At 67.9% G+C, this 26,777-nt stretch carries 25 protein-coding genes; 10 read left to right on the top strand and 15 right to left on the bottom strand.

Annotation, left to right across the window (positions count from 1 at the left end):
• Positions 1–6 precede the first annotated feature (6 nt).
• A complete protein-coding gene (locus AC5Y4S_RS18270) occupies positions 7–453 on the top strand; it encodes an Rv2324 family transcriptional regulator (protein WP_067156435.1) in 447 nt (148 codons plus the stop codon).
• On the opposite strand, the gene AC5Y4S_RS18265 is transcribed toward AC5Y4S_RS18270, so the two are convergent.
• On the bottom strand, positions 431–1,378 hold the full coding sequence (locus tag AC5Y4S_RS18265; protein ID WP_500034096.1) for an alpha/beta hydrolase: 948 nt from the start codon (positions 1,376–1,378) through the stop codon (positions 431–433). The two genes, AC5Y4S_RS18270 and AC5Y4S_RS18265, sit on opposite strands and share 23 nt — an antisense overlap.
• The gene (locus tag AC5Y4S_RS18260; RefSeq protein WP_500034095.1) at positions 1,375–2,439 is read right to left on the bottom strand and encodes a saccharopine dehydrogenase NADP-binding domain-containing protein; all 1,065 of its coding nucleotides are present in this window, start codon (positions 2,437–2,439) and stop codon (positions 1,375–1,377) included. Before AC5Y4S_RS18260 ends, AC5Y4S_RS18265 begins: the two co-directional genes overlap by 4 nt.
• Positions 2,440–2,533: 94 nt before the next feature.
• Between AC5Y4S_RS18260 and AC5Y4S_RS18255 the strand changes: the two genes are divergently transcribed.
• The gene (locus tag AC5Y4S_RS18255) at positions 2,534–3,130 is read left to right on the top strand and encodes a TetR/AcrR family transcriptional regulator (protein ID WP_500034606.1); all 597 of its coding nucleotides are present in this window, start codon (positions 2,534–2,536) and stop codon (positions 3,128–3,130) included.
• Positions 3,131–3,168: 38 nt separating this feature from the next.
• Here AC5Y4S_RS18255 and AC5Y4S_RS18250 read toward each other — a convergent pair whose 3' ends face one another.
• Genes AC5Y4S_RS18250 through AC5Y4S_RS18235 form a run of 4 tightly spaced genes read right to left on the bottom strand, consistent with a single transcriptional unit; the run spans position 3,169 to position 8,336 of the window.
• The gene (locus tag AC5Y4S_RS18250) at positions 3,169–4,983 is read right to left on the bottom strand and encodes a sulfatase-like hydrolase/transferase (RefSeq protein ID WP_500034094.1); all 1,815 of its coding nucleotides are present in this window, start codon (positions 4,981–4,983) and stop codon (positions 3,169–3,171) included.
• Positions 4,976–5,428 (bottom strand): SRPBCC family protein, encoded by a 453-nt coding sequence (locus AC5Y4S_RS18245; protein WP_500034093.1) that lies wholly within the window; start codon positions 5,426–5,428, stop codon positions 4,976–4,978. Before AC5Y4S_RS18245 ends, AC5Y4S_RS18250 begins: the two co-directional genes overlap by 8 nt.
• A gap of 2 nt (positions 5,429–5,430) precedes the next feature.
• Positions 5,431–6,282 (bottom strand): CbiQ family ECF transporter T component, encoded by an 852-nt coding sequence (locus tag AC5Y4S_RS18240; RefSeq protein ID WP_500034092.1) that lies wholly within the window; start codon positions 6,280–6,282, stop codon positions 5,431–5,433.
• A complete protein-coding gene (locus AC5Y4S_RS18235; RefSeq protein ID WP_500034091.1) occupies positions 6,279–8,336 on the bottom strand; it encodes an ABC transporter ATP-binding protein in 2,058 nt (685 codons plus the stop codon). The genes AC5Y4S_RS18240 and AC5Y4S_RS18235 overlap by 4 nt, the downstream gene beginning before the upstream one ends.
• 118 nt (positions 8,337–8,454) lie before the next feature.
• Between AC5Y4S_RS18235 and AC5Y4S_RS18230 the strand changes: the two genes are divergently transcribed.
• Entirely contained in the window at positions 8,455–8,952 is a 498-nt protein-coding gene (locus AC5Y4S_RS18230) for a MarR family winged helix-turn-helix transcriptional regulator (RefSeq protein WP_068140006.1), read from the top strand.
• A gap of 64 nt (positions 8,953–9,016) precedes the next feature.
• Positions 9,017–11,416, top strand: a complete 2,400-nt coding sequence (locus AC5Y4S_RS18225; RefSeq protein ID WP_500034090.1) for an ATP-binding cassette domain-containing protein — start codon at positions 9,017–9,019, stop codon at positions 11,414–11,416.
• On the opposite strand, the gene AC5Y4S_RS18220 is transcribed toward AC5Y4S_RS18225, so the two are convergent.
• Positions 11,400–11,966 (bottom strand): methyltransferase family protein, encoded by a 567-nt coding sequence (locus AC5Y4S_RS18220; RefSeq protein ID WP_500034089.1) that lies wholly within the window; start codon positions 11,964–11,966, stop codon positions 11,400–11,402. The genes AC5Y4S_RS18225 and AC5Y4S_RS18220 overlap by 17 nt on opposite strands.
• A 140-nt stretch (positions 11,967–12,106) precedes the next feature.
• On the opposite strand from AC5Y4S_RS18220, the gene AC5Y4S_RS18215 reads away from it, so the two are divergent.
• Complete coding sequence (locus AC5Y4S_RS18215) at positions 12,107–14,047, top strand: acyl-CoA dehydrogenase family protein (protein ID WP_500034088.1); 1,941 nt, start codon at positions 12,107–12,109, stop codon at positions 14,045–14,047.
• 108 nt (positions 14,048–14,155) lie between these two features.
• On the opposite strand, the gene AC5Y4S_RS18210 is transcribed toward AC5Y4S_RS18215, so the two are convergent.
• The gene (locus AC5Y4S_RS18210) at positions 14,156–14,623 is read right to left on the bottom strand and encodes an LppP/LprE family lipoprotein (RefSeq protein ID WP_500034605.1); all 468 of its coding nucleotides are present in this window, start codon (positions 14,621–14,623) and stop codon (positions 14,156–14,158) included.
• Positions 14,624–14,959: 336 nt separating this feature from the next.
• On the opposite strand from AC5Y4S_RS18210, the gene AC5Y4S_RS18205 reads away from it, so the two are divergent.
• Both AC5Y4S_RS18205 and AC5Y4S_RS18200 read left to right on the top strand, forming a co-directional pair.
• Positions 14,960–19,099, top strand: coding sequence for a bifunctional nitrate reductase/sulfite reductase flavoprotein subunit alpha (locus AC5Y4S_RS18205; protein WP_500034604.1), 4,140 nt, complete (start codon positions 14,960–14,962; stop codon positions 19,097–19,099).
• A gap of 102 nt (positions 19,100–19,201) precedes the next feature.
• Positions 19,202–19,492 (top strand): hypothetical protein, encoded by a 291-nt coding sequence (locus tag AC5Y4S_RS18200; RefSeq protein WP_500034087.1) that lies wholly within the window; start codon positions 19,202–19,204, stop codon positions 19,490–19,492.
• 8 nt (positions 19,493–19,500) lie between these two features.
• Here the strand turns inward: AC5Y4S_RS18200 and AC5Y4S_RS18195 are convergent, their stop codons facing one another.
• The 3 genes from AC5Y4S_RS18195 to AC5Y4S_RS18185 form a co-directional block, all read right to left on the bottom strand.
• Entirely contained in the window at positions 19,501–19,956 is a 456-nt protein-coding gene (locus AC5Y4S_RS18195) for a DUF417 family protein (protein ID WP_500034086.1), read from the bottom strand.
• Positions 19,957–20,012: 56 nt separating this feature from the next.
• Positions 20,013–20,495 carry a GNAT family N-acetyltransferase gene (locus AC5Y4S_RS18190; RefSeq protein WP_500034085.1) on the bottom strand — a complete coding sequence of 161 codons (483 nt, stop codon included), beginning with the start codon at positions 20,493–20,495 and terminating at the stop codon, positions 20,013–20,015.
• A gap of 63 nt (positions 20,496–20,558) precedes the next feature.
• A complete protein-coding gene (locus AC5Y4S_RS18185; protein WP_500034084.1) occupies positions 20,559–21,125 on the bottom strand; it encodes a redoxin domain-containing protein in 567 nt (188 codons plus the stop codon).
• Between the two features lie 73 nt (positions 21,126–21,198).
• On the opposite strand from AC5Y4S_RS18185, the gene AC5Y4S_RS18180 reads away from it, so the two are divergent.
• On the top strand, positions 21,199–21,825 hold the full coding sequence (locus AC5Y4S_RS18180) for a TetR/AcrR family transcriptional regulator (protein ID WP_500034083.1): 627 nt from the start codon (positions 21,199–21,201) through the stop codon (positions 21,823–21,825).
• A 15-nt stretch (positions 21,826–21,840) separates the two neighbouring features.
• Here AC5Y4S_RS18180 and AC5Y4S_RS18175 read toward each other — a convergent pair whose 3' ends face one another.
• On the bottom strand, positions 21,841–22,398 hold the full coding sequence (locus tag AC5Y4S_RS18175) for a carboxymuconolactone decarboxylase family protein (protein WP_500034082.1): 558 nt from the start codon (positions 22,396–22,398) through the stop codon (positions 21,841–21,843).
• Between the two features lie 91 nt (positions 22,399–22,489).
• Here AC5Y4S_RS18175 and AC5Y4S_RS18170 point away from each other — a divergent pair, with 91 nt between their 5' ends.
• A complete protein-coding gene (locus AC5Y4S_RS18170; RefSeq protein ID WP_500034081.1) occupies positions 22,490–23,425 on the top strand; it encodes a DMT family transporter in 936 nt (311 codons plus the stop codon).
• A 65-nt stretch (positions 23,426–23,490) separates the two neighbouring features.
• Positions 23,491–25,137 carry an NAD-dependent malic enzyme gene (locus AC5Y4S_RS18165; protein ID WP_500034080.1) on the top strand — a complete coding sequence of 549 codons (1,647 nt, stop codon included), beginning with the start codon at positions 23,491–23,493 and terminating at the stop codon, positions 25,135–25,137.
• 3 nt (positions 25,138–25,140) lie between these two features.
• Here AC5Y4S_RS18165 and AC5Y4S_RS18160 read toward each other — a convergent pair whose 3' ends face one another.
• From AC5Y4S_RS18160 to AC5Y4S_RS18150, 3 genes are read right to left on the bottom strand one after another with little or no spacing between them, the layout of a single operon-like run.
• Entirely contained in the window at positions 25,141–25,632 is a 492-nt protein-coding gene (locus AC5Y4S_RS18160) for a CAP domain-containing protein (RefSeq protein WP_500034603.1), read from the bottom strand.
• On the bottom strand, positions 25,632–26,231 hold the full coding sequence (locus AC5Y4S_RS18155) for a hypothetical protein (RefSeq protein ID WP_500034079.1): 600 nt from the start codon (positions 26,229–26,231) through the stop codon (positions 25,632–25,634). The genes AC5Y4S_RS18160 and AC5Y4S_RS18155 overlap by 1 nt, the downstream gene beginning before the upstream one ends.
• Positions 26,228–26,773: an Rv1363c family protein gene (locus AC5Y4S_RS18150; protein WP_500034078.1), complete on the bottom strand. Its 546-nt coding sequence runs from the start codon at positions 26,771–26,773 to the stop codon at positions 26,228–26,230. Before AC5Y4S_RS18150 ends, AC5Y4S_RS18155 begins: the two co-directional genes overlap by 4 nt.
• Positions 26,774–26,777 lie beyond the last annotated feature (4 nt).

Raw genomic sequence — 26,777 nt, 5'->3', positions numbered from 1 at the left:
CGACGGATGGACCGCCTGGACGAGACGGACGAACGGATCCTCGCCGAGCTGACCAGAAATGCGCGGGCCACCTTCGCGGAGATCGGCCAGACGGTGAATCTTTCGGCCCCGGCGGTCAAGCGCCGCGTCGACCGGATGCTCGACGACGGGGCGATCAGGGGCTTCACGACGGTCGTCGACCCCAACGCGCTCGGCTGGAAGACGGAGGCCTACGTGCAGGTGTTCTGCCACGGCACGATCGAACCCGATCGGCTGCGGGCGGCGTGGGTGGACATGCCCGAGGTGGTCAGCGCGGCGACGGTCACCGGCACATCGGATGCGATCCTGCACGTGCTGGCCCGCGACATGCGGCACTTGGAGGCGGCCCTGGAACGCATCCGCTCGAGCGCGGACATCGAACGCAGCGAAAGCATCGTCGTGCTGTCCAACCTCATCGACCGGATGCGGACGTAGCGGTCCGGACTGCGTCGTCGGGCATTCCGGCGTGCCGGCGCAAGAAAGACACCTCGAACCGCAGCACGTTCTCGTGATCGAGCCCGCCGGCGTAGACATCGTAATGTCCACCGCGACTTCGATAGAGCTCTCCATGCGGTGCCTTGGTGGCCACCGCCAATGCCGGTCCGACGGGAGCCATGGTGTCGTGTTCGGCCACGACCATCAGCAGCGGGCACCGAGCCTTACGCGCGCGGCGCACCGGGCGGTGGACCGTCACGTCGAGCAGCGACCGAGCGGTGATCTTGTTGGGCCAGGACTCGTCGGCGGGGTGGAGCCGGGTGTACCCGATCATTGCGTCGTCCGTGGAAATAACGCCAAATTGCCCGGGCGGCACGCTGATTGGCAGGTAGCGCGGCCCTCGGCCAAGTACCGATCCGGCCAGATCGGCTACCGCGTGAGCGGTCAGCCGCAGCCCCCGCGTCGGCGGGACGTTGACCAGTCCCGCCAACCCGTCCACCAGGGGGCACTGCGCGATGGCGCCGGCCAGGTCGAATTCGCTGGCGGCCAGCTCGACAATGTGCATGCCGGCAAACGAAGTGCCCCACACGAAGATTCGCGCACTATCGAACTCATCCTGCGCGCGCGTCCAGCCCAGCGCGGTGCGGTAGTCCTCGAGCTGGCGACGGATCGACAGGAACTCCCGCGGCTGACCCGTGGAACGCCCCCAATGCCGGTAATCAAACACGACCGCCGCGAATCCATTGCAGGCGAACCGCTCAGCAAACGGCGCCAAGCCTGCCGCCTTGATACCGCCGATGCCATGCGCCATCACTACGACCGGGAACGGACCGGGCCCCTCGGGCAGATACGCCCAGGCGTCAAGCTGCTCGCCGGCGCTGGCCGAGATCCGTAGCTCGCGGCGCTGCACGGCAGAGCCGATCATCGGGCCACTCCCTCCCGTGTGATGATCTCTGCACCTGCGTCCCGGGCCAACTCGGCGCCGAACAACGCGCCCGGTGTGAACGCGCCGGCCCGTGCAGCCCCGTTGTTGATCCGTACGGCGGTGTGCGCGGCCACTTTCGCGGTGAACCCGTAGCCCTCGCCGGTGCGCAGCCAGGCCTCGCGGTGGGTGCCGTCGGGCCACTCCAGCCGTGCGTACGCCCAGGACACGTCGCCCGGTTTCACCGGTGGACTCAGCCGCATTCGGCTGACGAGCCGCTGCAACCCGGACCGGATCGGGCGCACCGCCAGCAGCGCCGACGCCGCCGGTAACATCGTCCGCACCATTCGTCCGCTTGGGACCTCGCTGGAGTACGCGAGCACATCGCCCGCGCCGGACGCCCGGTGCGCCGCCTCCAATTCGCCCGTCGGCACCGCGAGCGCATCCACTGCGGGCAAGTCGGGCAACGGAATCCGTGCGTGGTCGGCCCCGAGCCGTCGACGCACCAGTTGCCCATCCCGGTAGCGTCGCCCGCCGTAAGCGACACCATCGATCACGCTGGCCAAAACGGCAGATCCCATCCCGTCCACGGCGGGCAGCGCGGCGACCCTGGCGCGCTGCGCGGGCCGATCACTGCGCAGCTCGATGACCAGCGTCTCAGTGGCCAGCACCCCGAAGCCGGCGCCGGTAACCAACGTGACTCCTTGGGTTCGTGCGTCGCCATCCAGTTTCAGTAGCTCGCGCACCGGCTCCAACTCATTGGCCAGATCCACGTAGTGACTTCCGGCGGCCATGCTCGCGCGCGCCACGGGCATGGCGGTCACGCTAAACGGGCCAATGGTGTTCACCACCACCGCCGGCCTTTCGACGCCGATCAGCTCGATCAACTCGGTGAGCCCAGAGGACACCTGGGTGCGCACCGGCCCGCCCACTGAGTCGGCGACACCGGTCAGCCTGCTGTGGTCACGGCCGACCAGAACGACATCGGCCCCGCTGGCGACGAGTTCACGAGCGATTGCGCGACCGCCCTTGCCGGTCGCGCCGACAACCCAAATTGTTTGCATCGATTTATAGTGCACTGTGTATCGTTAATCTGTCAACCGCTATGGTGCTGGAGTTCACATGTCGGTCCTTCGAGGTCGCCCGCGCGACACCACCCTGGACATCGCGATCGCGAATGCGGTTGAGGCGGTGCTGCTTTCGCATGGGTACGCGGCTATCAACATCGATCGTGTCGCCAAGGTTGCCGGAACCACCCGGGCCGCGATCTACCGCCGGGCAAAAACGCGGGGCGAGCTCGTAGTCGGGTTACTGGTCAGCCGCTTCGGGGTCGACCCGGCCCCCGACAGCGGAAACCTGACGGAGGATCTGCGGCTCGTTCAGGAGCTTCAGCGCAAGTTCTTCAACGACCCGGTCATTCAGATCGCGCTGCCCGGTCTGCTCGCCGACGCGCACGCCGACTCCGATCTGAGCGACGTGGTGTTCGAGCGGTTCATGGCGCCGCGTCGCGACTCCGTGGCCGCAATGCTGGGCCGGGCAGCCGAGCGAGGTGAGATCCCGCTACCGGCGCAGCCTAGCGTCGTTTCCGACCTTTTGACCGGCCCGTTGTTGCTTCGGGCCGTGATTCCAGCCATCGGGCCGATCGACGACATTCTGCTCGACGCCACCGTCGAGGCCGCCTTGAACGCGTGCGATCCGGGGCATCGCCCGCGACCCGCGCGGAAAACCGCGAATCGTCGCGCTGCGCGAGCCTGACCGCCCCGCGAAATGCCGGTCGATTTTTCGCAGTGGGGTTAGGCTCGCGGACGCACGGCCTGAACCAGGCGGCCCAGCCTCGACGGTGACGGCGTCGGTGGCCGCCGAGACACGTAGGGCCACGGGCGGTTTCGCTCCGGCACGGAGGCGGCCCGGACATGCTTGAGCTGCGTGCGCAGGTGCTGGCGCAGGTCATGCAGGTCGGGATCCGTCCAGCGGTTGTCGGTTTCGATCGGGTCGGCGGTCAGGTCGTACAGCTCCCACTGGTCGTCCACCGGTGATGTCCGGTATGCCTCGCCGCCCAGCCCGTTGGCCGCGAGGTGGCGCACCCCAGGTTCGGTCCAGGTGGCCGGATCGTCGAACGTGCGGACCAGCTTCCACAGGTGCCCGGCGCCCCCGGTCGCCGTCGCGTCGTCGACGCGCACCACGAGTCCCTCGAAATTTGAGGCGGTGTGCGCGGGCACCCGAATCCGCAGCGGCGCAGGCGGATTGACGGTCCGCTTCAGGCGGCGCGCGAGCCCCGAGGCGCCGCTGTCGCCCTCGAGCATGTTGTCGCGGGTCATCAGGTAGACGGCCCGCGAATCGTCGGCGGGTGCCCCGTCGACGATCGGCATGAGGTCGCGGCCGGGCAGCTCGTGGACCTCCGAGAACGACGCGGCGAGAGCGGACGCGGCGGCGGCAACATCGATGCCGGCGGCCGAAAGCAGCGTCGGCACAAGGTCGACGTGCGACGTCGGCGCGGTCACCACGCGCGGCCCGGTCGACCGCTCGCCGGTGCGCGCGATCACGAACGGAACGCGGGTCGCCTCGTCGTACAGGTTGAACCATTTCTGGTGCAGCCCACCGTGGGCGCCCAGCAGGTCACCGTGGTCGGCGGTGCGCACCAGAACCGCGTTGGCCGAACCCCCCTCGGTCACCGCCCGCCTGACGCGGTCGATGGGCCCGTCCACCTCGGCGTGCAGGCGGTAATAGAGGTCGCGGTAGCGCTGGGCGCTGCGCTCGTAGATTCGGTTGATCGCCGGTGCCGGGCCGTAGCCGGAGTAATAGGCCTCGCGGAAGGCGATTTGGGCGGCCGGCTTCGTCGACAGGTCCTCGTCCGCGGTGGGCGCCGCGGGCACCGCCGGCGGGTCCAGCGGTGACGGCTTGACCGGACCCCGGCGCGACCACGTGGGGAACAGCACGATGTCGTGGGGGTTCACGAAGCTGGCGACCAACAGGAACGGGCGCAGCGCGTCGGCGTCGCCGGTGCGGCGGCGGGCGTAGCGGTCGGTGAGCCAGGCGACGACGCGGTCGGCGATCAACGGGTCCCGGCGGATGCCCGCGTTGGCCAGCAGCGCGCCGTGCGGTTCGGGACCCACCCATCCCGAAAAGCCAAACGGCCCAAGCGGATCGGCGTCCAGGTAGCGCTGGACGGCCGCGGCGTCGACGACGCCGTCGTCGTCGTTGGTCAGCAGTGAACGCCCGGTCGAGGGATCGACGAGGTCGGCGTGCGAGATGTGCCACTTGCCGTCGTAGTGGGTGTCGTAACCCGCCGCCCGAAACCAGTTGCCCAGGGTGGGCACCTCGCCCTGGCGGAGCCAGCGCATGCGGGAATCGTCGGCCGTCTTGCCGATGCCGTCGGTCTGGGTGACCCCGTGCAGGTCGGGGTAGTGCCCGGTGAAGATCGTCGGGCGGCTGGGCACGCAGGCCAGCGAGCCGGTGTAGTGCCGGCCGAAGCTGACGCCGTGGTCGTCGAACCACTTGCGCCCGCTCAGTATTCGGTCGCGCCAGGCCAGCACCTCGGGCGCCTCGTACGGCGGGACCGCGCGCTCCTCGTCGGTCATGATGATGACGACGTCGGGCCGATCAGACACGGGCTTTCTCCAATCGATTCGCGAGCCCGGCGAGCATCACGTCGGACTGTCGCGCGAGAAACCGACACAGGATACCTTCGGCGAGCTTTTGGACTGGGCGAGCGCCGATTTCGACCGTGCTCGTCAGCGCCACGACGGTCGAGCCCGAAGGGGACGGGTCGAGCGTCCAGCGGTTGGTCATCCTGCGCACGCGGCTGGGCAGGCCCTCGACGTCGTACGCGAGGGCGCGCGGCGGGTCGAACTCGATGATGCGTTCGACGAGGGCATCGCGCTTGACCTGGACCCGCCGGGCGGTGCCGACGGCGGCCCCGTCGGCTCCGGAGAACAGAATGCACGAGTGGTCGACGTTGCCGGCCCACGAACTGATCGCGCCGAAATCCGCAAGGACGTCCCAGATCTGTTGGGGGCGGGCCGCGATGCTGCGAGTGCGGCGAACGTCGGCCATGCCTAGGGCATCGCGTGGAGGATCGTCTCGAGCACCACGGCAAGCCCACTGACCGCGACGGTGATCGCGATCGTCACCCAGTCGGCCAGCTTGGGCCGCGCCGGATTCGCCGAGAGCTGCCCGGCGCCGCCGCGGGCGGTGATCGCGTCGCCCATCTCGTCGGCGCGCCGCAGGGTAACGGTGGTGGCGGCGGCCAGCAGGTCGATCAACTCCAGGGCGTGCCGCCGGCGACGGGCCTTGCGGCTCCGCGGTATTCGTTTGGGCCGCAGCCGGCGGGCGGCGTAGAGCACTTGGAACTCGTCGATCAGCATCGGGAAGGCGCGCAGCGCCAGGGCCAGGGCCGCCGCCCATTCGTCGACCGGGATCCGCAGCAGCTTGAACGGTCGGCCCAAAGTGGCCAGCGCTGGCCCTATTTCGGCGACATTGGTGGTCCAGGACACCATCGCGCCGAGGGCGAGCAGCACGATCGACAGCGCGCTGATGCGCAGGAACTGCAGGCCTCCCCCGAGTCCGATCTCGAGGCCGCCGATCGAAAATTTCGGGGTGCCGCCGCCCAGCACGGCGGTGATGCCGCCCAGGGCGATGACGATCCACAACCACCGCGGGACCGACGGCAGCGCACCGCGCGGGATGCGCGCGATCCGGGCCGCCGCCAGGACCAGCGCCCCGACCAACCCGATCGTCACCCAGCCCGGGTAGAACGTCAGCAGCGCCGAAACTCCAAAGACGACGAGCAGTTTGGTGCCCGCCCACAGTTCGTGGATGGTGGAGGTTCCGGGCACGGGTACAAGCAGCACGACGGGACGCGGCGTGCGTCGGGTCGAGCCGCGGTCCGGCGTCGAGGTTGCGGTCATGCCATCCCCCCCGCCGTGGCCGACACGGGCTCCAGGGCGCCGTTGCGCAGATGTAGGGTGCGCGGGCACAACTCCTCCAGCCCGACGAAGTCGTGCGAAATGACGACCACCGTCAGATCCTGTTCGCGGCGCAGGTCTACCAGCAGCCGCAGCAGGCCGCGCTGGCTGGCGGCGTCCAACCCGGCCAGCGGCTCGTCGAGGATCAGGGCCCGCGGCGAACGGGCCAACAGGCCGGCAAGCACCACGCGGCGCATCTGACCGCCGCTGAGCTGGTCGATCGGCCGCTTGGCCAGGGCGGCATCGAGTCCGACGACGGCGAGCGCCTCGGCGACGCGATCGGTCTCCCGCGGCGAAAAGCCCGCCGCCGACGCCACTTCCAGGTCGACGCGGCTGCGCATCAGCTGCAGCCGGGCCGCCTGGAACGACAACGCCACCGCGCCGACCTGCTCGTGGATGGGCCGACCATCTATGAGGCAGGTTCCGGACGTGGGCACCGTGAGCCCGGCCATGATCCAGGCGAGCGTCGACTTGCCCGAGCCGTTGCCGCCGTGGATCAGCACGCCGTCTCCCTGCTCCACGGTGAAGCTGACGTCGCGCAGTGCGGTTTTGGCCCACGGGGTGCCGCTGCCGTATACGTGGCCGACGCCGACGAGTTCGATCACTGGAGCCTGCGAGCCGCGGTTGACCGCCGTGGCCCCATTGGTTCCGGCCGGCGCCGGCACCGTCTCGACCATGCCCGCGTTATCCGGGGAATCGCTGAGATCGATTGTGCGGTCGGCGGAATCGGCCTCGTTGTTGTAGTGCGTGATGTGCACCAGGGCGGTGCGGTGGCGCTTGGTCAGATCGGACAGCACGCGCAGCAACGTGTCTCGTCCCTGCTGGTCGACCATGGTGGTCACCTCGTCGGCGATGAGCAACGCCGGCTCCCGGGCCATCGCCGCGGCGAGCGCGAGGCGCTGCAGCTCGCCACCGGAGAGGCTTCCCGTGTCGCGTTGCGCGAGCCCGTCGAGGCCGACCTCGCTCAGCAGCCGGTCCACGTCGATCTTGGTGCCGGGCGGCAGACCCCAGACCACGTCGTCGGCGACCCGCGTGCCCAGCACCTGGCTTTCGGGGTGCTGCAGCACGACCGCGGTGCCGCCCGGCTTGCCGAGGCCCACCGCGCCCGGGCGCTGCACAGTGCCCGACGTGGGTTCGCGGCCGGCCAAAATCAGCATCAGCGTGGTCTTTCCGGAGCCGTTGGGTCCGGTGATCGCGACGTGTTCGCCGACCTGCAGGTCCAGGCTGAGCTCGCGCAGCGCGTCCTGGCGGGCACCGGGGTAACGGAAGCGCACCTTGTCCAGCCGCACCGGCACCGGCCCGACGGGGCCCTCCTCGGCACCGCTTCCGTCCCACGCGTCCAACTGGTGCACGTCGGGGATGCCGCGCATCCGGTCCAGCAGGCGAGACAGCGCCCACCAGCCGATCAGCGACACGGCCAGGATCCCGACGAGGTAATAGAGCAGCACCAGCAACTGCCAATGCTGCACGCCGAGAGCGAAATACCGCTTCAAGTCCTCGCCAACGCCGTGCATGTGTACGCGCGTCAGGAAGGCCGCGACGCCGTTCACGTCCGCGGTAATGACGTCGAAGATCAGGTGACGCAGCCGGGTCATCACGGTCAGGCCGATGACGTCGGCGGCACCGAACGCCAGGCCGGCGACCAATGACCAGACGATCACCGTCGGCAAGCCACGGCGCTTGCGCTTGATGATTCCGGTCAGACCGCCGATGTAGACGCAATGGATGACGGTCATGAGGCCGCCCAACCCGGCGATCAGGAAGGCGATCATCCCGGCCGCGACCGTCGCGGCCATCAGGACGCGGAACCGGTAGCGGTAGGCCAGCAGCCCGGTGGGCACGGTGCCCAGCAACGCCAGTCCCGCGGCGAACGGGACGACCACCGAGAGGATGGCGATGACCGCGCACAGCGCGCCCATTACGGCGGCCTGCGCCAACTCGACCGGTCGCAGCGGTCCACCCCGGTGGCGTGATCGGGATGGTCGGGGGACGGTCACCTCACCGATTCTGCCAGGCCGCAGCGGCAAGTCCCCGCGCCACACCCGGCACGCTGGGTTTTTGCGGCGACGCGTGTGGCGTTCGCCTCGCTTAGCAAAGCTATGCAACCATGGATGTATGAACGCATCCGCCGCCAACCACACTGATGTCGTTGACGCCGCAAACACCGAACCCCAGTCCGGCCTTGGGGCCGACCTACTCGCCGTGGTCGCCCGGCTCAACCGGCTGGCCACCCAGCGCATCCAGATGCCGCTGCCCGCGGCGCAGGCCCGGCTGCTCGCCACCATCGAGGCGCACGGCGAGGCTCGGATCGGCGACCTGGCGGGCGTCGACCACTGTTCCCAACCGACGATGACCACCCAGGTGCGCCGCCTGGAGGACGCCGGCCTGGTGACGCGGACCGTCGACCCCGGCGACGCCCGGGCGGTCCGCATCCGCATCACGGCCGACGGGATACGCACGCTCGACGCCGTTCGGGCCGACCGGGCCGCCGCGATCGAACCGCAGTTGGCCCTGCTCGAGCCGGCCGACCGCGAGGTGCTCAAGCAGGCGGTCGAGGTCCTGCGGCGGCTGCTCGAGAACGCGTCGGCGACGCCGCGCCGCCACACGCTGTGACGTCAGCCCGCCGGCGGGTAGACATGGAATCAATGTCTGGAGGCGGCGACGAAAGGTGGCGGTGATGCGGCCCGAGGCTTCCGCCTTCCCGGCCTCCCCGTTGACCGTATGGGTCGGACCGACGAGGTACGTCTTCGCGCCCGGTCGTGACGTGCTGGTGGGCTACGGCCCGGGAGTCGACATCCCGCTGGGGCCGCCGGGCAATGCGGCGGCGCCCCACCCCGACGTGGTGCTGCGGTTCACCGGCCGCCACTGGGTGGCCATCGACAACAGCCCCCGCGGGATGTTCGTCAACGGCTCGCGGGTGCCGACCGTCAACATCCACTCCGGCCAGGCGATCACGATCGGCGATCCGCAGCGCGGCCCGCGGCTGGTTTTCCAGATCGGTCCCCCCGCCCCGCCGCCCGGGCGGCCCCCGGCCCCGCCGCCACGCCCCGCCCGTCCCGCGCCCCCACCGCCTGTCACCCGGAACCGCCCCGACGATCCCAACTTGCGGGCGCCGACCGAGCGCGGCACCCAGCCAATCCCGATCCCGCCACCCCAGCCGCCCGCGGCCGAGCCGCCCGCCCCGCCGGAACCCCCGGCGCCGCCGCCCGCCCCGCCAGAACCCCCGGCGCCCCCGTCCGTCGTGGAGGCCCCGGAAGTCGTCGAGGCCCCAGAGGCCCCAGCAGACGAACCGTCAGACGCTCCGGGCCTGATCGAGCGGATGACCACACGGAAGCTGCCGACCCCGAGCCCCTCCTTCCGCACTCAAGAGGGCAACACGACATACCGGCTGCCGCTGCGATCCGGCGCGCGGACCAGCGGGGTCACCGCGTACCAGCTGGGACTCACGGTCGACGGGCACGAGGTGCTCACGGACATCTCGTTCACGGCGGCCGTGGGGACGCTGACCGCGATCGTGGGACCGTCGGCGGCGCGCAACTCGGCCCTGCTCGAACTGCTGGCCGGCACAAGGGAACTCAGCTCCGGAACGATTACGGTCGACGGCCACGACGTGCACGCCGAGCCCGAGTCGATGCGCTCGCGCATCGGGATCGTGCGCGGCGACGAGTGCCTGCATCCGCGGCTCACGGTCGAACAGGCCCTGGGCTACGCCGCCGAGCTGCGCCTGCCGCCGGACACCGCCGCCGAGCATCGCCGGCGGGTGGTCGACCAGGTGCTCGAGGAGCTGGAGCTGGCGCCCCACCGCGCGACGCGGATCAGCAAACTGCCACCCGAGCTGCGCCGGTGCGCGTCGCTGGCGGTCGAACTGGTCACCCGGCCGACGCTGCTGGTGGTCGACGATCCCGGCGCCGGGCTCGATGCGCCGCAGCAAGACAGCGTGATGGCGGTCCTGCGCCGGCAGGCCGACATCGGCTGTGTCGTGGTGGTCGCGATGCCGCCGCACTCGTCGCTGAGCAACCTCAACCTCTGCGACCAGGTGTTGGTCCTGACCGCGCGGGGCGCCACGGCTTTCCTCGGGACGCCGTTGCAGGTCGAGTCCGCGATGGGCAGCACCGACTGGGCCAGAGTCCTCGAGCAGGTCGGCGCCGATCCCGACGGCGCGCACCGCGAGTTTCGGGTGCGGCAACCAGCGGCCATCGCGCCCACGCCGCCGGAGGTCGCCGCGCCGTGGCCGCTGCCCGAAAAGCTCGCCACCAAGCGGCAAGTCCGGCTGCTCGCCCGTCGTCAGCTCCGCCTGCTCTTCGCCGACCACCTCTACTTCCTGTTCCTGGCGATCCTGCCCTTCGTGTTGGCGGCGCTGGCCTTGTTGATCCCCGGCGATTCCGGGCTGGAGCGGCCCAACCCGAGCAGCTCCAACCCGCACGAAGCCATCGAAATCCTGGCCGCGCTCAACATCGCCGCGGTGATCGTGGGCACCGCCCTGACCATCCGCACGCTGGTGGAAGAGCGCCGTCCCTTCCGCCGCGAGCAGGCGCTCGGGTTGTCGGCCCCGGCCTACCTGGGCGCCAAGATCGTCGTCTTCGGCCTGGCCGCGCTCCTCCTGACGGCCGTCTTCTTCGCGATCGTCATCGTCGTGAAAGGCGGGCCGGTGCACGGCCCGGTGCTGTTGGGCTTCTCCGGCGGGGCGACGGCCGAGCTATTTCTGAGCGTCGGCGCGACGGCCGTCGTGTCGGCGGTCGTCGGGCTGGCGCTTTCCGCGATGGGCAACCGGCTGCGTGAGGTGCTGCCGTTGCTGGTGCTGGTGATCCTGGCGTCGCTGCTGTTCAACGGGAGCCTGGTGCAGCTGGTGAGCAAGTGGGGCTTTCAGCAGATTTCCTGGTTCGTCCCGGCCCAGTGGGGCTTTGCGGCGTCGGCGTCGGTCGCCGATCTGCGCAGGGTCGACGCGCTCGCCGCCGACGCCCTGATGTGGACGCACTATTCGGGCTGGTGGATCTTCGACATGGTGATGCTGTTGGGCTTCGGCGCCGGCGCGGCCGGCTTCGCCCTCTACCGGCTGCGCGCTAGACGTACCGCCTGACGTGGCGGCAGTAGTCGGCGTATTCGTCGCCGTATCGCTGCCGCATGAACCCCTCCTCGCGCAACACTTGCCGGTGGAAGAGCGCGGTGCCGGCGAGCAGGTAGATCAACGGAACCCAGTTGGGGAATACCAGGAGCTGGCCGACGAGGAAAACGAAGAACCCGACATAGATCGGATTGCGGCTGACCGCGAATATGCCCGTCGTCACCAGTCGGCCGGGCTGGTCGGTGTCGATGCCGACCCGGAAGCTGTTGCCGAACGACACCAGGCTGAGCACCAGGATCAGGACGCCAACCAGGCAGAAAGCCACTCCCAGCCAGGCGACAAGCGTCGAATGGAAAAACCGCTGACGGCTGGCCAGGGGCCAACCGAAGGCGGCGGCGAGCACCGTATAGAAGTAGAACAGCGCGACGGGCGGGATCAGGAAGTCGGTCTTGTCGAGCTTCCCGAAATGCATTGCTCGAGTGCCGGTTCTGCGCAGCAGCACCACTCTGCCGATCACGGTGCCGATCAGGAGCACGACCATGGCAGCGGCCAGATACTGCGGCATGGCTTGATGATGACACCCGCAGCGCGGGGCGAGCGTGCACTCAGCGCGAAAATCCGGCCCGAGACCCGCAACCATTGCACGTTGGGCGATTGTTATTCAAGGTCTGTTTCAAGGCCTGAGCAGCGGGTTACCGTCCTTTCATGGCACCAGACACGAAGAGCACCGCCGAACATCTGCGCAACGCCTTGGACGGGCGGTGGCGCGACGTGAAGAACCGGATGCGGGCCACGATGACCGAGGAGCTGTTCCGCCCGCATTACACACCGAACACGGTGATCGCCCGCACCAAGGTGGCCGAGCAAATGCGGATCATGGCGGCGTTCGGGGCCGCCGCCGACAACTTCCACAAGGAGCACGGTGGCACCGGCGACGTGGGGGCGGCGATCACGATGATCGAGATGCTCGCGATGTCCGACCTGTCGCTGATGGTCAAGGCCGGGGTCCAGTGGGGCCTATTCGGCGGTGCCGTCGAGAACTTGGGCACCGAGCGCCACCACGAGGCGTACGTGAAGCAGATCATCAGCCTCGAGCTGCGCGGTTGCTTCGCGATGACCGAGACCGGGCACGGCAGCGATGTCCAGTCGGTGGAGACCACCGCGACCTACGACGCCGAGACCGAGGAGTTCGTCATCGACTCCCCCACCCCGACGGCCCGCAAGGATTACATTGGCGGCGCCGCCCAAACCGCCACCATGGCAGCGGTTTTCGCGCAATTGATCACCACCGAGGATGGAAAGCCGGTCAACCACGGCGTGCACTGCGTTCTGGTCCCGATCCGCGACGCCGACGGCAACGACCTGCCCGGGGTGACGACGTCGGACTGCGAGTACAAGGGCGGCCTGCCCGGTGTGGACAACGGCCGCATCGTCTTCGATCACGTCCGCGTCCCGCGGGTGAACCTGCTGAACAAATACGGCGACGTGGCACCGGACGGCACCTACAGTTCGCCGATCGACAACCCCAACCGCCGGTTCTTCACCATGCTGGGCACGCTGGTTCGCGGCCGGATCACGGTGGGCGGCAGCGCGGGCGCCGCGGCGCGCGTGGCGCTGGACATCGCGACTCGATATGCGTTGCAGCGCAGGCAATTCAAGGCCCCGGGTGACGACACCGAGGTGCTGATCATGGACTACCTGGTGCATCAGCGCCGGCTGTTTCCGTTGATCGCGAGGTCATACGCGCTGCAGTTCGCCCAGAACGAGCTGGTCAGCAAGTGCCACGACATCCAGACCGCGGACGCCCCCGACGCCGACGAGCAGCGCGAGCTGGAAGCGCGGGCCGCGGGGCTCAAGGCGGCCAACACCTGGCACGCGTCCCGGGCCATCCAGGAGGCGCGGGAGGCCTGCGGCGGCGCGGGTTACATGGCCGAGAACCGGCTGATCGGCCTGCGCGGCGACACCGACGTGTTCACCACGTTCGAGGGCGACAACCATGTGCTGACCCAATTGGTGGCCAAGGAGCTGCTGACGGCATACGCCGACGACATCCGCAGCATGAGCCCCGTCGAATGGGTGCGCTTCGCCGCCAACACCGTCGGTGAGCGGGTGCGGAAACGCACTGCGGCCGAGGCGATTATGCAGACGATCATCGACGCCCGCCAAGACAGCGAAGAGGAGGGCAGCCTGTTCAACCGCGGCACCCAGGTCACCATGTTCGAGGAACGCGAGGACTACCTTTTGTCTTCGGTGGCGCGCCGACTACAAGGCAAATCCAAGGAAATGTCGGAATTCGACGCGTTCAACGCCGTGCAGGATCACGTGCTGCACGCGGCGAGCGCGCACATCGACCGGATAGTGCTGGAGGCGTTCGTCGCCGGGATCGACTCCTGCGAGGACGCGGACGCCCGCGAGCTACTCGAAATGGTCTGCGACTTGTACGCATTGTCGGTGATCGAGGACGACAAGGCCTGGTACATCGAGCATGGCTACCTGTCGACCGGGCGGGCCAAGGCCGTCACCCGCGGGATCAACGACCGATGCCGCAAGCTGCGCCCCTACGCCGAGACGCTGGTCGACGGATTCGGCATCCCCGAGCCGCTGCGGTACGCGGAAATGCTGCACCCGGAGAACCTGCCGGGCTGACACTTTCTGCGGCTTGGGTTTGGGCGCCGGCTGTGGGCCTTAGGTACGTAAACCGCATTGAATTCGTCCATAGGCCCCACACTCGGCGGGTCCGGTTGTGCGCCAGCGCTATTGATGCGGGATATTGCCGAGCGCCTGCAGCTTGCCGTCGGCTCCGATCTGGAACTTCACCGTGCCGATTCCGGTGGGACAACATGGTTCGTCCTTGCCGACCTGCCATTGGTACTGAACGGTGATCGTGTCGTCGGAGGGCGGCAACACGGTGATGTACGGCTTCGGGTTCGGCGTGGGCGGGCCCAGCGGGGTGTTGTGGTCGAAGAAGAGCAACTGCTGCGGCGTCGACTCGCTGGCGATGGTCGGGATGATCTGAACCCAGTACAGCCGGCACTTCTTGGTGTGCCCCCGCGCGATTTCGACCCACATCGAGCCCGGCACCTCGACCGGCACCGAGGCGATGGCCTGCCGCACCGTGTCGGCGGTCGGACCGTCGGAATCTTTGCAGGCATCGCCCCGCGATGCCGGCGGCGACGTCGGTTTACCCCCACAGGCCGACACCAACAGGATCAGCAGAATCACAAATGGGCGGCGCACATTGTGAGCTTAACGAAATCTGTGAATGTCCCATTTGTTTCGTCGGAAGCGTGCTTCTGAGGGCCAAATCACCGGTGAACACGGGTAATCTGGCCGACGTCGCGGATCAGCGCTGACCTGCGATTACCTGGCGTTCCGGGGACCTCACACGCTAGCCCGGATCCGGTGAAAGGAAGCCGTAAAACGGCGGAAACATCGGACACCCGATGCCGAAACATCGTTGCCGCACTATTTGGTGCATTAGGCCCTTTTGCGCTCGAGGGGAGGAAAGTAGGCGTGGCCACAGAGCCCCATGGCGTTCGCGGGGACGCCGTGCAGAGCATGTGCGCCTACTGCGGTGTCGGTTGCGGCATGGTGTTGCAAGTCACAGCGGACCGGGCAAGCGGCCGTCGTCACGTTACGAAAGCTGTTGGAAACAAAAGCCACCCGGCCAACTTCGGCCGGCTGTGCACGAAGGGCACGACCACATCCGACATGCTGGCCGCGCCCGGCCGGATGGAATCGGCACACGTGCGGGCCGACCGCGGCGAGCCCCTCGAGCCGATCGACATCGACGACGCGATAACTCGGTGCGCGCAGCGGCTCCGGGCGATCATCGACCGGCACGGCCCCGACTCCTTCGCCATGTACGTGTCCGGCCAGATGTCCATCGAGGCGCAGTATCTGGCGAACAAGCTGACCAAGGGCTTCATCGGCACCAACCAGATCGAGTCGAATTCGCGGCTCTGCATGGCCAGCGCGGGTTCCGGCTACAAGCTGTCCCTGGGCGCCGACGGACCGCCCGGCTCATACCAGGATTTCGACGCCGCCGACGTGTTCCTGGTCATCGGCTCCAACATGGCCGACTGCCACCCGATCCTGTTCCTGCGCATGATGGAACGCGTCAAGGCGGGCGCCAAGCTGATCGTGGTAGACCCGCGCCGCACCGCGACCGCCGAGAAGGCCGACCTGTTCCTGCAGATCGCCCCCGGGACCGATCTCGCGCTGCTCAACGGGCTGCTGCACCTGATCGTCCAAAACGGCCACACCGATCCCGAATTCATCGCCGAATTCACCGAAGGCTGGGAGGTGATGCCGAGCTTCCTCGGGCAGTACAGCCCGGAACGGGTCGGTGAAATCACCGGTATCCCAAGCGAAGACATCCGCACCGCGGCGCGCTGGATCGGTGAAGCCGAAAACTTCATGAGCTGCTGGACGATGGGGCTCAACCAGAGCACCCACGGCACCTGGAACACCAACGCGATCTGCAACCTGCACCTGGCGACCGGCACCATCTGCAAACCCGGCAGCGGTCCCTTCTCGCTCACCGGGCAGCCCAACGCCATGGGCGGCCGCGAAATGGGTTACATGGGACCGGGTCTACCCGGTCAGCGCTCGGTGGCCTCGGCCGCCGACCGGGAATTCGTCGAGGACCAGTGGGGCATTCCGCGCGGATCGCTACGCACCGAGGTCGGCACCGGTACCGTCGACTTGTTTTCCCGTATGGCCGACGGCCAGATCAAGGCCTGCTGGATCGTCTGCACCAATCCCATTGCCTCCGTGGCGAACCGGAGGACCGTACTGGCCGGCCTGGAAAGGGCGGAGCTGGTGATCGCCCAGGACGCGTTCCTGGAGACCGAGACCAACGGGTATGCAGACGTGTTGTTGCCGGCCGCCCTGTGGTCGGAGGCCGAAGGGGTGATGGTCAATTCCGAGCGAAACCTGACCCTGTTCCAGCCGGCCCTCGGCGCGCCGGGCCAAGCGCTGCCGGACTGGCAGATCATTGCCCGAATCGCCTGCGCGATGGGGTTTTCCGAGTCGTTCAGCTATGACTCCGCGGAGGAGGTGTTCGAGGAGATCAAACGATTCTGGAACCCCGCGACGGGCTACGACCTGCGGGGCGCCAGCTACTCTCGGTTACACCGGACGCCACTGCAGTGGCCGTGCCCGCCCGACGGTGCCGACCGTAACCCCATCCGCTACCTGAATGACGGTGTCAGCCAGGCCCGGCTGGTCCGCGAGGACGGCACCACGCCCCGGCTTGCCTTCCCCACCCCGAGCGGTCGCGCCGTGTTCTTCGCCCGCCCACACCTGTTGCCCGACGAAATGCCCGACGACGACTTCCCGTTCCTGCTCAACACCGGGCGCCTGCCGCACCAGTGGCACACGATGACCAAGACCGGCAAGGTGGCCAAACTCAACAAGCTCAACCCCGGGCCGTTCGTCGAAATCCATCCCGACGACGCGGCCCGCCTACAGATCCGCGACGACGACCCGGTCGAAATCGCCTCCCGCCGCGGCCGGGCCGTGCTGCCCGCCGTCATCACCGACCGGGTCCGGCCCGGCAACTGTTTTGCGCCGTTCCACTGGAACGACGTCTTCGGCGAGTACCTGTCGATCAACGCCGTCACCAACGACGCCGTCGACCCGGTCTCCCATCAACCCGAGCTCAAGGCCTGCGCGGTATCCCTCACCAAGGTCGCCGTCGCGCAACCCGATTCGAGCGACGCCGTGCCGACGGACGGCGAGATCAGCCTGGCCCGCGTCGACGCCTTCGCCGAACTCCTCGGGGTGGCAAACGAACCGGCGCCGCAGTTCGGTCCGCTCGGCCGCTCCTACCTCGCCGGCCTCGTCGCGGGGTTACGCACGGAAGCCGGACGCCGCTCCGGGGTGCCCACCCTGCCCCAAAACGCCCCGTTCGATTCCACCACCCGACTATGGGTCGACGGCCTGCTCGCCGGGCTGTTCGCGCGCACCGAGGCGCCCCAGACGGCGCCGGCACCGGCCGCCGAGCAGCCCCCGATCACTCCACCCGACCCCGGCCCCGCCCCCGAACGGGCGCCCGTCGTGGTGTTGTGGGCGTCGCAGACCGGCAATGCCGAGGAACTCGCCGCCGATGTCGCCGCGCAATTGCGCGAGGCCGCCCTGCCGGTCGCGTTGCACGCCATGGACGACTTCCCGTTGCAGCAGCTTCCCGCGACGCGGGAATTGCTGCTGATCACCAGCACCACCGGTGACGGCGACCCGCCGGACAACGGCACCGGGCTGTGGCGGGCGCTGACGTCCGATAGCGCACCGCGATTCACCGACACCCGCTACGCCGTGCTCGCGCTGGGCGACTCCAACTACGACGACTTCTGCGGCCACGGCCGCAAGCTCGACGAGCGGCTCACCGAGCGGGGAGCGACCCGAATCGTCGACCGGGTCGACTGCGAACCCGACTATGAAGACGCCGCGGCCAAATGGCTGGGTGGGGTCATCGAGGCGCTGGCCCGCACGCCCGCGCCGGTCGGCAGGAAGGGCGGCGCGGTCACCGCCACGGTCGCCAAGCCGGCCCGGCCGGCGAACGGGGCCGCAGCCGTCGGCTACTCCAAGAAGCGTCCCCTGATCACTGACATGGCCCGCAACATCAAGCTGGGCCGGCCGGAGTCGGCGAAGGACGTGCGGCAGTTGGTGTTTCGTGTGCCCGAGGACACGATCAGCTACGAGGCCGGTGACGCGCTCGGGGTGTGGCCGCGCAACAGCGACCGGCTGGTCGACGAATGGCTGTCGGTCACCGGACTGGACGGGCAGACCCCGGTCGAGGTCGGCGAGCACGGCTTGATGTCGTTGCGCTCCGCGCTCACCGAGCGGATCGAGATCGCCCACATCAGCCGGGATTTGGTGCGTTTCGTGCAGGAGCGCACTGGCAACCAGAAACTTGCCGAGCTGCTCAGGCCGGAGAACAAGGCCGAGCTGAGCAACTGGACGTGGGGACGCCAGTTGGTGGACCTGCTGGCGCAGCTGCCGGTCTACGCGTCGGCCCACGAGTGGCTGCGGGTCCTCAAACGCCTTCAGCCGCGGCTCTACTCGATCTCGTCGAGCCCCAAGGAGTGCCCGGCAGAAGTTCACCTGACGGTCTCGCCGGTGCGCTACAACTTCCAGGGCGTCCCGCGCCGCGGGGTGTGTTCGACCTACCTCGCCGACCGCTCCCCCGGCGATCGCGTCGCCGTCTATCTGCAGCCGTCGAGCAACTTCCGGCCGCCCAGCGACCCGGACACCCCGATGATCATGATCGGCCCGGGCACCGGGATCGCCCCCTTCCGCGGCTTCCTGCAGGAACGCCGCGCGCTCGGCCACACCGGACCGAACTGGCTGTTCTTCGGCGAACAGCACGCCGCGACCGATTTCTACTACCGCGACGAGATCGAACAGATGCGGGCCGACGGGCTGCTCACCGAGCTGGACCTGGCGTTCTCGCGCGACCAGCGCGAGAAGGTCTATGTGCAGCACCTGATGCGCAAGCGCGGGGACCAGCTGTGGCGCTGGCTGCAGGACGGCGCACAGCTGTACGTCTGCGGCAACGCCGACCCCATGGCCAGGGACGTCGACCGCGCGCTCTGCGAAATCGCCGCTGAACAGGGCAATCTAGACCCGGATGCGGCGCGGGAGTACGTGCGATCGCTGAGCGCCGACAAGCGCTACCACCGCGACGTCTACTAGGGCCCGCGGCCTGTAATACGACGGAAACGTCGCACACCCGCCGCTGAAACATCGCTGACGCAGGATTCACTCATTAGGTCGCGTACCAAAAGGAGTGACAGCGTGGCTCGCGATTCTGAAAGGCAAGTCTGCCCGCGGCGGGAGTGTCCGCTGCATCCCGACGGCAGGGCGTCGGCGCCGGGCCAGGTCGAGTGGGCGGGGTTGCCCGTCAACCTGGACATGGCGTTCTCCCGGGTGCAGCGCGACAAGGTCTACGTGCAGCACGTGATGCGCAAGCAGGGCAGCCGGCTGTCGCGGTGGGTGCACAACGGGGCACGGCCTTGCGTCTGTGAAGTCGCCGTCGAGGACGGCATGCTGGGCGCCGACGCGGCCGAGGCCCTCCCCGGCCGGTAGCCATAACGTTAATTCGCCGGCCGCGGGCAGGTACGTGCCGATAGGCGTCGAGAATCGTTCGCGTCCAAAGCATCGCCGAGGGTCCAAACCGCCGCTCCCAGCAACGCAAGGTCTTTGACGAGGAACCCACCCGTGTCGGTCAGGATGGGAATCGCTTCCGTTCGAATGTCCACTACACCCGGTGTCGTGAAGAGGAAGCTCACGGTAGCCAGGAACAGTCCGAACGCGAGTCCGCTGCCGACGGCCGATATCCGCGGGACAAGCGGCTTGAGCGCAATGAGGATGGCCGCGGCGATTTCGATGACACCGATCATGTCCGAGACCGTCTGCACGCCGAGGATGCAATAGATCCATCCCATCAAGGGCTGGTTGGCGATGAGCGGTGCGATGCTGTTCGCCTCTCCGGCAGTGAACTTCGCCGCGCCAATCCACAGGATCGGCACGATCATGCCGTAACGGATCATCAATCCGCCGTACCAGACCAAACGTTCAGCGGGAGACTTTCGAAACCCGGGATGCATCAACGCCTCCCGGATGGCGGGGCTGGGATAGCGAGGTTTCGGGCCAGAAGTCGTCGGCCATGGTCGGTGAAGTTTCTGCGCGCGTAGTAAGCGACGAGGCGGGCGACGTTGTTGCCGTTGGGCGCAATGACGACTTCGAGGTTGCCGCAACCGCGTGATCGGGCCCACTCGGCGCTGTCGTCGATGAGGGCGGTTGCGACTCCCTCTCGTCGATGAGCGGGTTCGACGAAGAGATCCTCGAGTTCGGCAACGGCGCCCTGTTCGAGTCCGAAACCAAGCGTCGTGATGGCGAAGCCGACGATGTCGTGGCGCCGGCGGGCGATCGCGACTCGGGCGGTGCGCGCGCGGAGCAACACCGCCAGGTTCTCACGAAGCTCTGAAGCCGGCGTATTGAATCCGTCTTCGAGGTAGAACGCCGTCGCCAGGCACAAAACGCGTGCAAAGTCAGCTGGCCGCGCGGTGCGGATGTCAACGCCGCTCATAGCTGCCCCACTGCGCCGAATGACATTGCCGCACATTTCTGTTGGCCGCCAATGGCAATGTCGTCAGGTTCCGGAACGGTCATGCGTGCCAGCTTGGGAGGTGGACGCGATGGCGGCCAAGATTTCCTCGATCGGCGCGATGTCGGCCGCGGTCCTGCTTTGATGCGCATAAACGACGCGCGCATCGCGGTCGACGACGAACGTGCTGCGGCCTTGCAGGAAGTCCGAATTGGCTCTGCCGACATGGCTTCCCGACCGCAGCGCATGGATCAGTTTCCTGGGCGAGAACGCAGCGTAGCGGGCGACGGAGAATTTCTGGACGTCCGTCGCGAGCTCGAGCTCACGGTCGGAATCGCTGACACACTGGAACGGGATGCCGCGCTCGGCGCGGGCACGCGCAATCGTCTCGACGTCTTCGCGGTAGACGATGACGACGTGGGCTCCCGCGGCGTCGAGTTGCTCTTTGACCGAGGCGAGTTCGCGAGCCGCCTGTTGGCAGAACGGGCACCACAACCTATGGAAAGCCACCACGAGCGGACCGCTGGAGAGCAAGGCAGACCACTCCAGGGGTCCATTGGGGCCGTCCACCGCGATCCTTGTGGGAAATCTCGTCCCGACGGCGAGGCTCATGGAATGTCCTTCCGGGGTTAGACGCTACTGTACTTCACAGTACAGTAATTGGACTGTTTGATACAGTGGTTGAGTGATTTCGAATCCGACAACCGATCGAGGACGCGCGACGGTAGGCCGCATCTTGGAAGCCGCATGCCTGCTTTTCGACAAGCAGGGCGTGCGCGCGACGACGCTCGACGAGATCGGAACCGCCGCGGGAGTGGGTCGCGGCCAGCTGTACCACTTCTTTGCCGACAAGTCCGACTTGGTCGCCGACGTGGTGGGTTTTCAAGTGGAGCGGGTGATCTCGTCGATACAGCCGTCCTTCGACACCATGTCGACCGCCGACGATGTGCGCGCCTGGTGCGAGAACGCCACTCGGCAAGCCGCGTCCTCGACCGATCCCGTCCGCTGCCCGATCGGATCGCTGGTCTATCAACTCGACCCCGATGCGGTGGCCGCCCGCGCGGCGCTGACGGCAGGGTTTGCCCGCTGGGAAGAGATTTTCGCCACGGGATTGCGCCGAGTGGCAGGCAATGGCGAATTGCTGGCCGGTACCGACCCTTCGGTCCTGGCGGCCGGCTTGCTTGCGGCCTATCAGGGCGGACTGCTGCTCGCTGACGTCAGCGGTAGCGTCGAACCCTTGCGCCGGGCGCTGCGCACGGTGACGGACGCGGCGTTGGCACCGCGCCCAAAGGCGAAATCGCGCAAAGGCTAAGCCACGCTTGACCACTCACGCGCCCGAGGAGTCTTCCTGCGCGAACTCCACTGGGGGGTAGTCGATCGGCACTTTGCTGAGATGGTGCAGGTAGTTGCTCAGCGTCGTCGATAGTGAGTGCCCGACAAGTTCGATGATGTCGGCGTCACGCCAGCCGGCCGCGCGCACGGCGGCAATCTGCTCCTCATCGACATGCCCGCGCGTGCGGATGAGCTGCTGGGCAAAGCGCAGCGCGGCGGCGGTCTTGGGATCGGATGCGTGTGCTGTGCGTGCGGCCGCAATGTCCTCGGCGGCAACGCCGTAGGCACGCGCGGCGGCGCTATGGGCCGCGAGGCAATACGCGCAACCGTTCTCCTGTGACACGGCGATGGCGAGCTGCTCAGCCTCCGCGCCGGTGATGCCACCTTCGCTGAGCGCGTCGTCGAACGCCAGAACCGCTCGTGTCATGGGCAGCGACAAGGCAAGTACCGCACCGAGATTGGGCACCCGCCCCCAGTGGCGGGTGATTTCCGTCCGCGCCTGCAGCTGGTCGGGCTCGGCGGTGGACGACTCGGCCGTGGCGATAGGTGACATTTTCGGTTCCTCAAGTCGAGCGGATCTGACTGTACTTGACAGTACAGTGTCTGTACTTTGAAGTACAGTCTGTGTGTTGGGAGGAACTGCGTTGACTAACCCGCACCGAGGTGAGGTTGGCGTCGCGGCGGCCGCGGTTGCCTTTGGAGTCGGCAGCGCGCTGACCGTACTCGCGCTGCGTGGCCTGACCCCCGCGGACATGCTGGTTGTCGAATTGGCCGGAGCAACGGTTGTGTTTGTGCTCGCCGCGGTCGTTGCCGGGCAACTCCACACCCATGGCGCCGTGCGTGCGATGGCCCAAGGCGTCATGTTGCCGGGCCTGACCTGGCTGTTGGAGAACCTCGGTTTGGCCCGGACCACCGCGACGAGCGGATCGCTGCTGCTGGGGACGGAGACTCTGATGACCGTTGCGCTGGCGGTGCTCGTGCTGCGTGAGCGTATCGGCCTGCCCGGCGTCGTCGCGCTGATTCTCGGGCTGGCCGGAACCAGCCTGGTTTCGCTGACCGCCGGCGAGCCGAATGAGATAGCCGCCGATCAAACCGTCGGCAACCTGCTGGTGATCGCGGCCGTGGCTTGCGGCGCGGTCTACGTCATCTGGTCACGGCACACGGCACATTCCGCACCGACGGCACTGGGTCTTACCGCCTGGCAATTCGCCGGGTCCACCCTCGCCGTCAGTCCCTTCGTGGCGGTTTCGTGGGCCACCCAGGGCAGCCACTTCAGCTCCGCGAGACCTGCGCATCTGCTTGCCGCCGTGGCAGTGCTCGCCTCGACCATCGCGGCGATGATCGCATTCAACCGAAGCATCCCATCGGTGAGCGCCTCACGAGCCGGGCTGATGCTGAGCCTGCAACCCGTCGCTGGAGCGATCACCGGCGTGATGGTGCTCGGCGAGCCCCCGCAGGCGCGCACCGCGATCGGGGGGACGCTGATCGTGCTCGGCCTATTGGTCCTTGCCAATAGGCGGACACGGCTCCGCGATCCAATCACCACGATGAACACGGGCGTATCAGGACAAACTTCTTAGCGAGCACCTGGATCGGCAAGAGCTCTTCCGGGTGCGTTCACCGCGATCGGCGCTACGGTGTTGTGATGAGCGATCCCCACACACCGCGGATCCCGCCGGCCCTGGCCGCCCCAAGCCTGAATCGCGGCGTGGGATTCACCCACGAGCAACGCCGGCGGCTGGGGCTGACCGGCCGGCTGCCGTCGGCGGTGCTCACGCTTGACGAGCAAGCCGACCGCGTGTGGCACCAACTGCAAAGCCTCGGTACGGATCTGGGCCGCAACCTGCTTCTCGAGCAACTGCACTACCGGCACGAACTGCTGTACTTCAAGGTGCTGGAAGACCACCTGCCCGAGCTGATGCCCGTGGTGTACACGCCCACCGTCGGTGAGGCCATTCAACGCTTCTCCGATGAATACCGCGGCCAGCGAGGGCTTTTTCTGAGCATCGACGAGCCGGACGAGATCGCCGAGGCCTTCGAGACTTTCGGCTTGGAGCCCGACGACGTCGACCTGATCGTGTGCACCGACGCCGAAGCGATCCTGGGTATCGGCGACTGGGGCGTCGGCGGCATCCAGATCGCCGTCGGCAAGCTGGCGCTCTACACCGCGGGCGGCGGAATCGACCCGCGCCGTTGCATCGCGGTATCGCTCGACGTGGGAACGGACAACGAACAGTTGCTGCAGGATCCGTTCTATCTGGGCAACCGCCACGCCCGGCGCCGCGGCGCGGAGTACGACGCCTTCATCAAACGCTATATCGAGACCGCTCACCGGCTGTTTCCGCACGCGATCCTGCATTTCGAGGACTTCGGGCCGCTCAACGCCCGGAACATCCTGAAAACGTACGGCGACGACTACTGCGTCTTCAACGACGACATCCAGGGCACCGGCGCGGTGGTGGTCGCGGCCGTCTACGGCGGATGCCACGTCACCGGCATCCCGATGCGTGATCAGAAGACGATCGTTTTCGGGGCCGGCACCGCCGGGATCGGCGTGGCCGATCAGATCCGGGACGCGATGGTCGCCGACGGCGCGACGGTCGAGCAGGCCAGGTCGCAGATCTGGCCGATCGACAAGCAGGGCCTGCTCTTCGACGACATGGACGACCTGCGCGATTTCCAGGTGCCGTACGCCAAGAACCGGCAGCAACTCGGGGTGGGTGCCGGGGATCGGGTGGGCCTGGTCGACGCGATCAAGCTCGCGTCGCCGACCATTCTGCTGGGCTCCTCAACGGTATTCGGGGCGTTCACCGAGAAGGTCGTGGACGCTATGACGGCTTCCTGCGAACGCCCGATGATCTTCCCGCTGTCAAACCCGACCTCACGGATGGAGGCCATGCCGGCCGACCTGCTCGAGTGGTCCAACGGCAAGGCGTTGATCACCACGGGCACCCCGGTCGCCCCGGTCGAATTCGACGGCGTCACCTACACCATCGGCCAGGCCAACAACGTGCTGGTGTTCCCGGGCATCGGGTTGGGCATCATCGTCTCCCGGGCCAGGACCGTCACCCCGGGCATGCTGCAGGCGGCGGCGAAAGCCGTTGTGCACCAGGCCCGCCCGACGAACGCCGGCGATTCTTTGTTGCCGGATGTGCAGAACCTGCGCGAGATCTCGACGGCGGTCGCCGAGGCCGTCTATCACGCCGCGGTGGAAGATGGGGTCGCCACCAAGACCCACGAGGACGTCGGGCAAGCCGTCGCCGACACGATGTGGACGCCGGTCTACGACTAGCCGCTATCGCCTGGGTGCGTCGGGTTGTCCATAGACGGCGACGACGACGGTGCGGTCCAGGCTGTTGTCCGACCACACCCCGATGTTGGTGTTGGCGCAGTCGCGGATGATCGCCATGTCGTCGGGGTTGTAGTACCACTGGTTGACCAGTTCGAGGCTGCTGATCGCCATCGCGGCGTTGATCGCCACCGTTTCGGCGGCCTTGCCGTGGAAGCCGGCCGCGTTGGCGCGGTCCTGCGGCGTCGATCCGTCGGATCCGGTGTCGTCGTTGATGTTCCGGTTCCTGATCATGTCGTCCGCGTGCCATTCGGCGGCCAGCGTCAGCGCGTTGTTCCGGATGACGTCGTTCGTGCAGCCCGCCTGGTGCTGCAGGGTGTAGACGGCCGAGACGACGGCGCTGTTGAGCCGCTTGTTGTCGGCGTGCGCGGCGGGCGCCGGCAATGCCGCTGCCGCCGCCGCGATCACCGCGGCGGACACCACCGTGACCGCTCGCATCACACCGGGTCGAACCGCGAGACCAGCCACCGGCCGTCTACCTTGTCCAGCGTCACCCGCACGACGGGTTGGGTATCCGTGGGGGCGCCGCTGCCGATGGTGACGGTCTGGTCGACGAACGCCAGCACAACGGCGTGGTTGGCCGACGCCGAAACCGAGGCCACCGCATTGACTTTCGCCACCGATGAGATGTGCTTCTCCTTCGCGCCCGGAATGACGACCTGGCGGGTCAGCTCGGTGTAGGCGTCCTTGAACTCGCCGGTCAGCCGTTCGCGCGCCGCGGCGAGATCCTTCTCCACCGAATCCGCCTTGTAGGACAACAGGGCGACTGCGTCTTCGCCGGCGACCCGCACCGATTCGGCACGTGCCCGCGCCAGGTCGTCGGCCGACCCGGCCACCCACTTGAAATAGCCCGCCCCCAACGCCAGCAGCAGCGCGACCGCGGGCAACACGCCCCGGGCGAAGACGCGCGACCAGTCGATGCGCCGCTTCTCGGTCCCGGTTGCCTCCGAATCTTGCTCTACAGTCTCGTTTTCCGCCGCAGGCTCCAGGTCCTCGTCGCCGGCGGTGGCCTCGATGTCGTCGCGCAATGTGGTCATGGCACGAACACCACGTTCGACACCTTTGCGTCGTCACCGACGGAGCGGACCTCGATTCGCATCCGCCATTCCCGCGGCGCCTCCTCGCCGCCGGCGGTGCGGGACTTGACCGCGACCGCGACCAGGACCTGCGCGGAGTCGCCCCGCTGGGATTCCAGGCCGGCATCGGTGACGGTGCCTTCCGACTTGGACTGTGCCGCCTTGACGACCTCGACGAACGGCTTGGACCGCTGCTCGAAGTCGTCGCGGAACGCCCCGGTGGACAGGTCGAGGATCCGTTGCACGTCGGCGTCGACCTGGGCGTAGTTGATGGTGGTCAGGTTCACCGCGCCCTGGCGGGCGACCTGAACGAACAAGTCGCGCTTGGTGTCGGCCTCGTGCTTCTCGTAGGCCCGGTAGCCCAGCCAGCCGGCCAATCCGGCCAGCGCCGCCACCACCGCGGCGGCGACCACCACTGCCGTTGCGGCGCGCGAGAACCGGGGGGTGGCCCGGCGCCGCCAGCGCGCAAGCCGCTTCTCGGGTTCTTGGGTGTCTTCGGCCATGTTG

Source organism: Mycobacterium sp. NGS64 (assembly GCF_059812245.1).
Note: the sequence above shows the minus strand (reverse complement) of the source record. Positions and strands in the feature narration are given on the sequence as shown.

Bases quoted from the DNA above. Each gene is read 5' to 3' on its own strand.
- AC5Y4S_RS18270 (WP_067156435.1), top strand. From the start codon at position 7: ATGGACCGCCTGGACGAGACGGACGAACGGATCCTCGCCGAGCTGACC.
- AC5Y4S_RS18265 (WP_500034096.1), bottom strand. From the start codon at position 1,378: ATGATCGGCTCTGCCGTGCAGCGCCGCGAGCTACGGATCTCGGCCAGC.
- AC5Y4S_RS18260 (WP_500034095.1), bottom strand. From the start codon at position 2,439: ATGCAAACAATTTGGGTTGTCGGCGCGACCGGCAAGGGCGGTCGCGCA.
- AC5Y4S_RS18245 (WP_500034093.1), bottom strand. From the start codon at position 5,428: ATGGCCGACGTTCGCCGCACTCGCAGCATCGCGGCCCGCCCCCAACAG.
- AC5Y4S_RS18240 (WP_500034092.1), bottom strand. From the start codon at position 6,282: ATGACCGCAACCTCGACGCCGGACCGCGGCTCGACCCGACGCACGCCG.
- AC5Y4S_RS18230 (WP_068140006.1), top strand. From the start codon at position 8,455: ATGAACGCATCCGCCGCCAACCACACTGATGTCGTTGACGCCGCAAAC.
- AC5Y4S_RS18225 (WP_500034090.1), top strand. From the start codon at position 9,017: ATGCGGCCCGAGGCTTCCGCCTTCCCGGCCTCCCCGTTGACCGTATGG.
- AC5Y4S_RS18220 (WP_500034089.1), bottom strand. From the start codon at position 11,966: ATGCCGCAGTATCTGGCCGCTGCCATGGTCGTGCTCCTGATCGGCACC.
- AC5Y4S_RS18215 (WP_500034088.1), top strand. From the start codon at position 12,107: ATGGCACCAGACACGAAGAGCACCGCCGAACATCTGCGCAACGCCTTG.
- AC5Y4S_RS18205 (WP_500034604.1), top strand. From the start codon at position 14,960: ATGTGCGCCTACTGCGGTGTCGGTTGCGGCATGGTGTTGCAAGTCACA.
- AC5Y4S_RS18195 (WP_500034086.1), bottom strand. From the start codon at position 19,956: ATGATCCGTTACGGCATGATCGTGCCGATCCTGTGGATTGGCGCGGCG.
- AC5Y4S_RS18190 (WP_500034085.1), bottom strand. From the start codon at position 20,495: ATGAGCGGCGTTGACATCCGCACCGCGCGGCCAGCTGACTTTGCACGC.
- AC5Y4S_RS18185 (WP_500034084.1), bottom strand. From the start codon at position 21,125: ATGAGCCTCGCCGTCGGGACGAGATTTCCCACAAGGATCGCGGTGGAC.
- AC5Y4S_RS18175 (WP_500034082.1), bottom strand. From the start codon at position 22,398: ATGTCACCTATCGCCACGGCCGAGTCGTCCACCGCCGAGCCCGACCAG.
- AC5Y4S_RS18165 (WP_500034080.1), top strand. From the start codon at position 23,491: ATGAGCGATCCCCACACACCGCGGATCCCGCCGGCCCTGGCCGCCCCA.
- AC5Y4S_RS18160 (WP_500034603.1), bottom strand. From the start codon at position 25,632: ATGCGAGCGGTCACGGTGGTGTCCGCCGCGGTGATCGCGGCGGCGGCA.
- AC5Y4S_RS18155 (WP_500034079.1), bottom strand. From the start codon at position 26,231: ATGACCACATTGCGCGACGACATCGAGGCCACCGCCGGCGACGAGGAC.
- AC5Y4S_RS18150 (WP_500034078.1), bottom strand. From the start codon at position 26,773: ATGGCCGAAGACACCCAAGAACCCGAGAAGCGGCTTGCGCGCTGGCGG.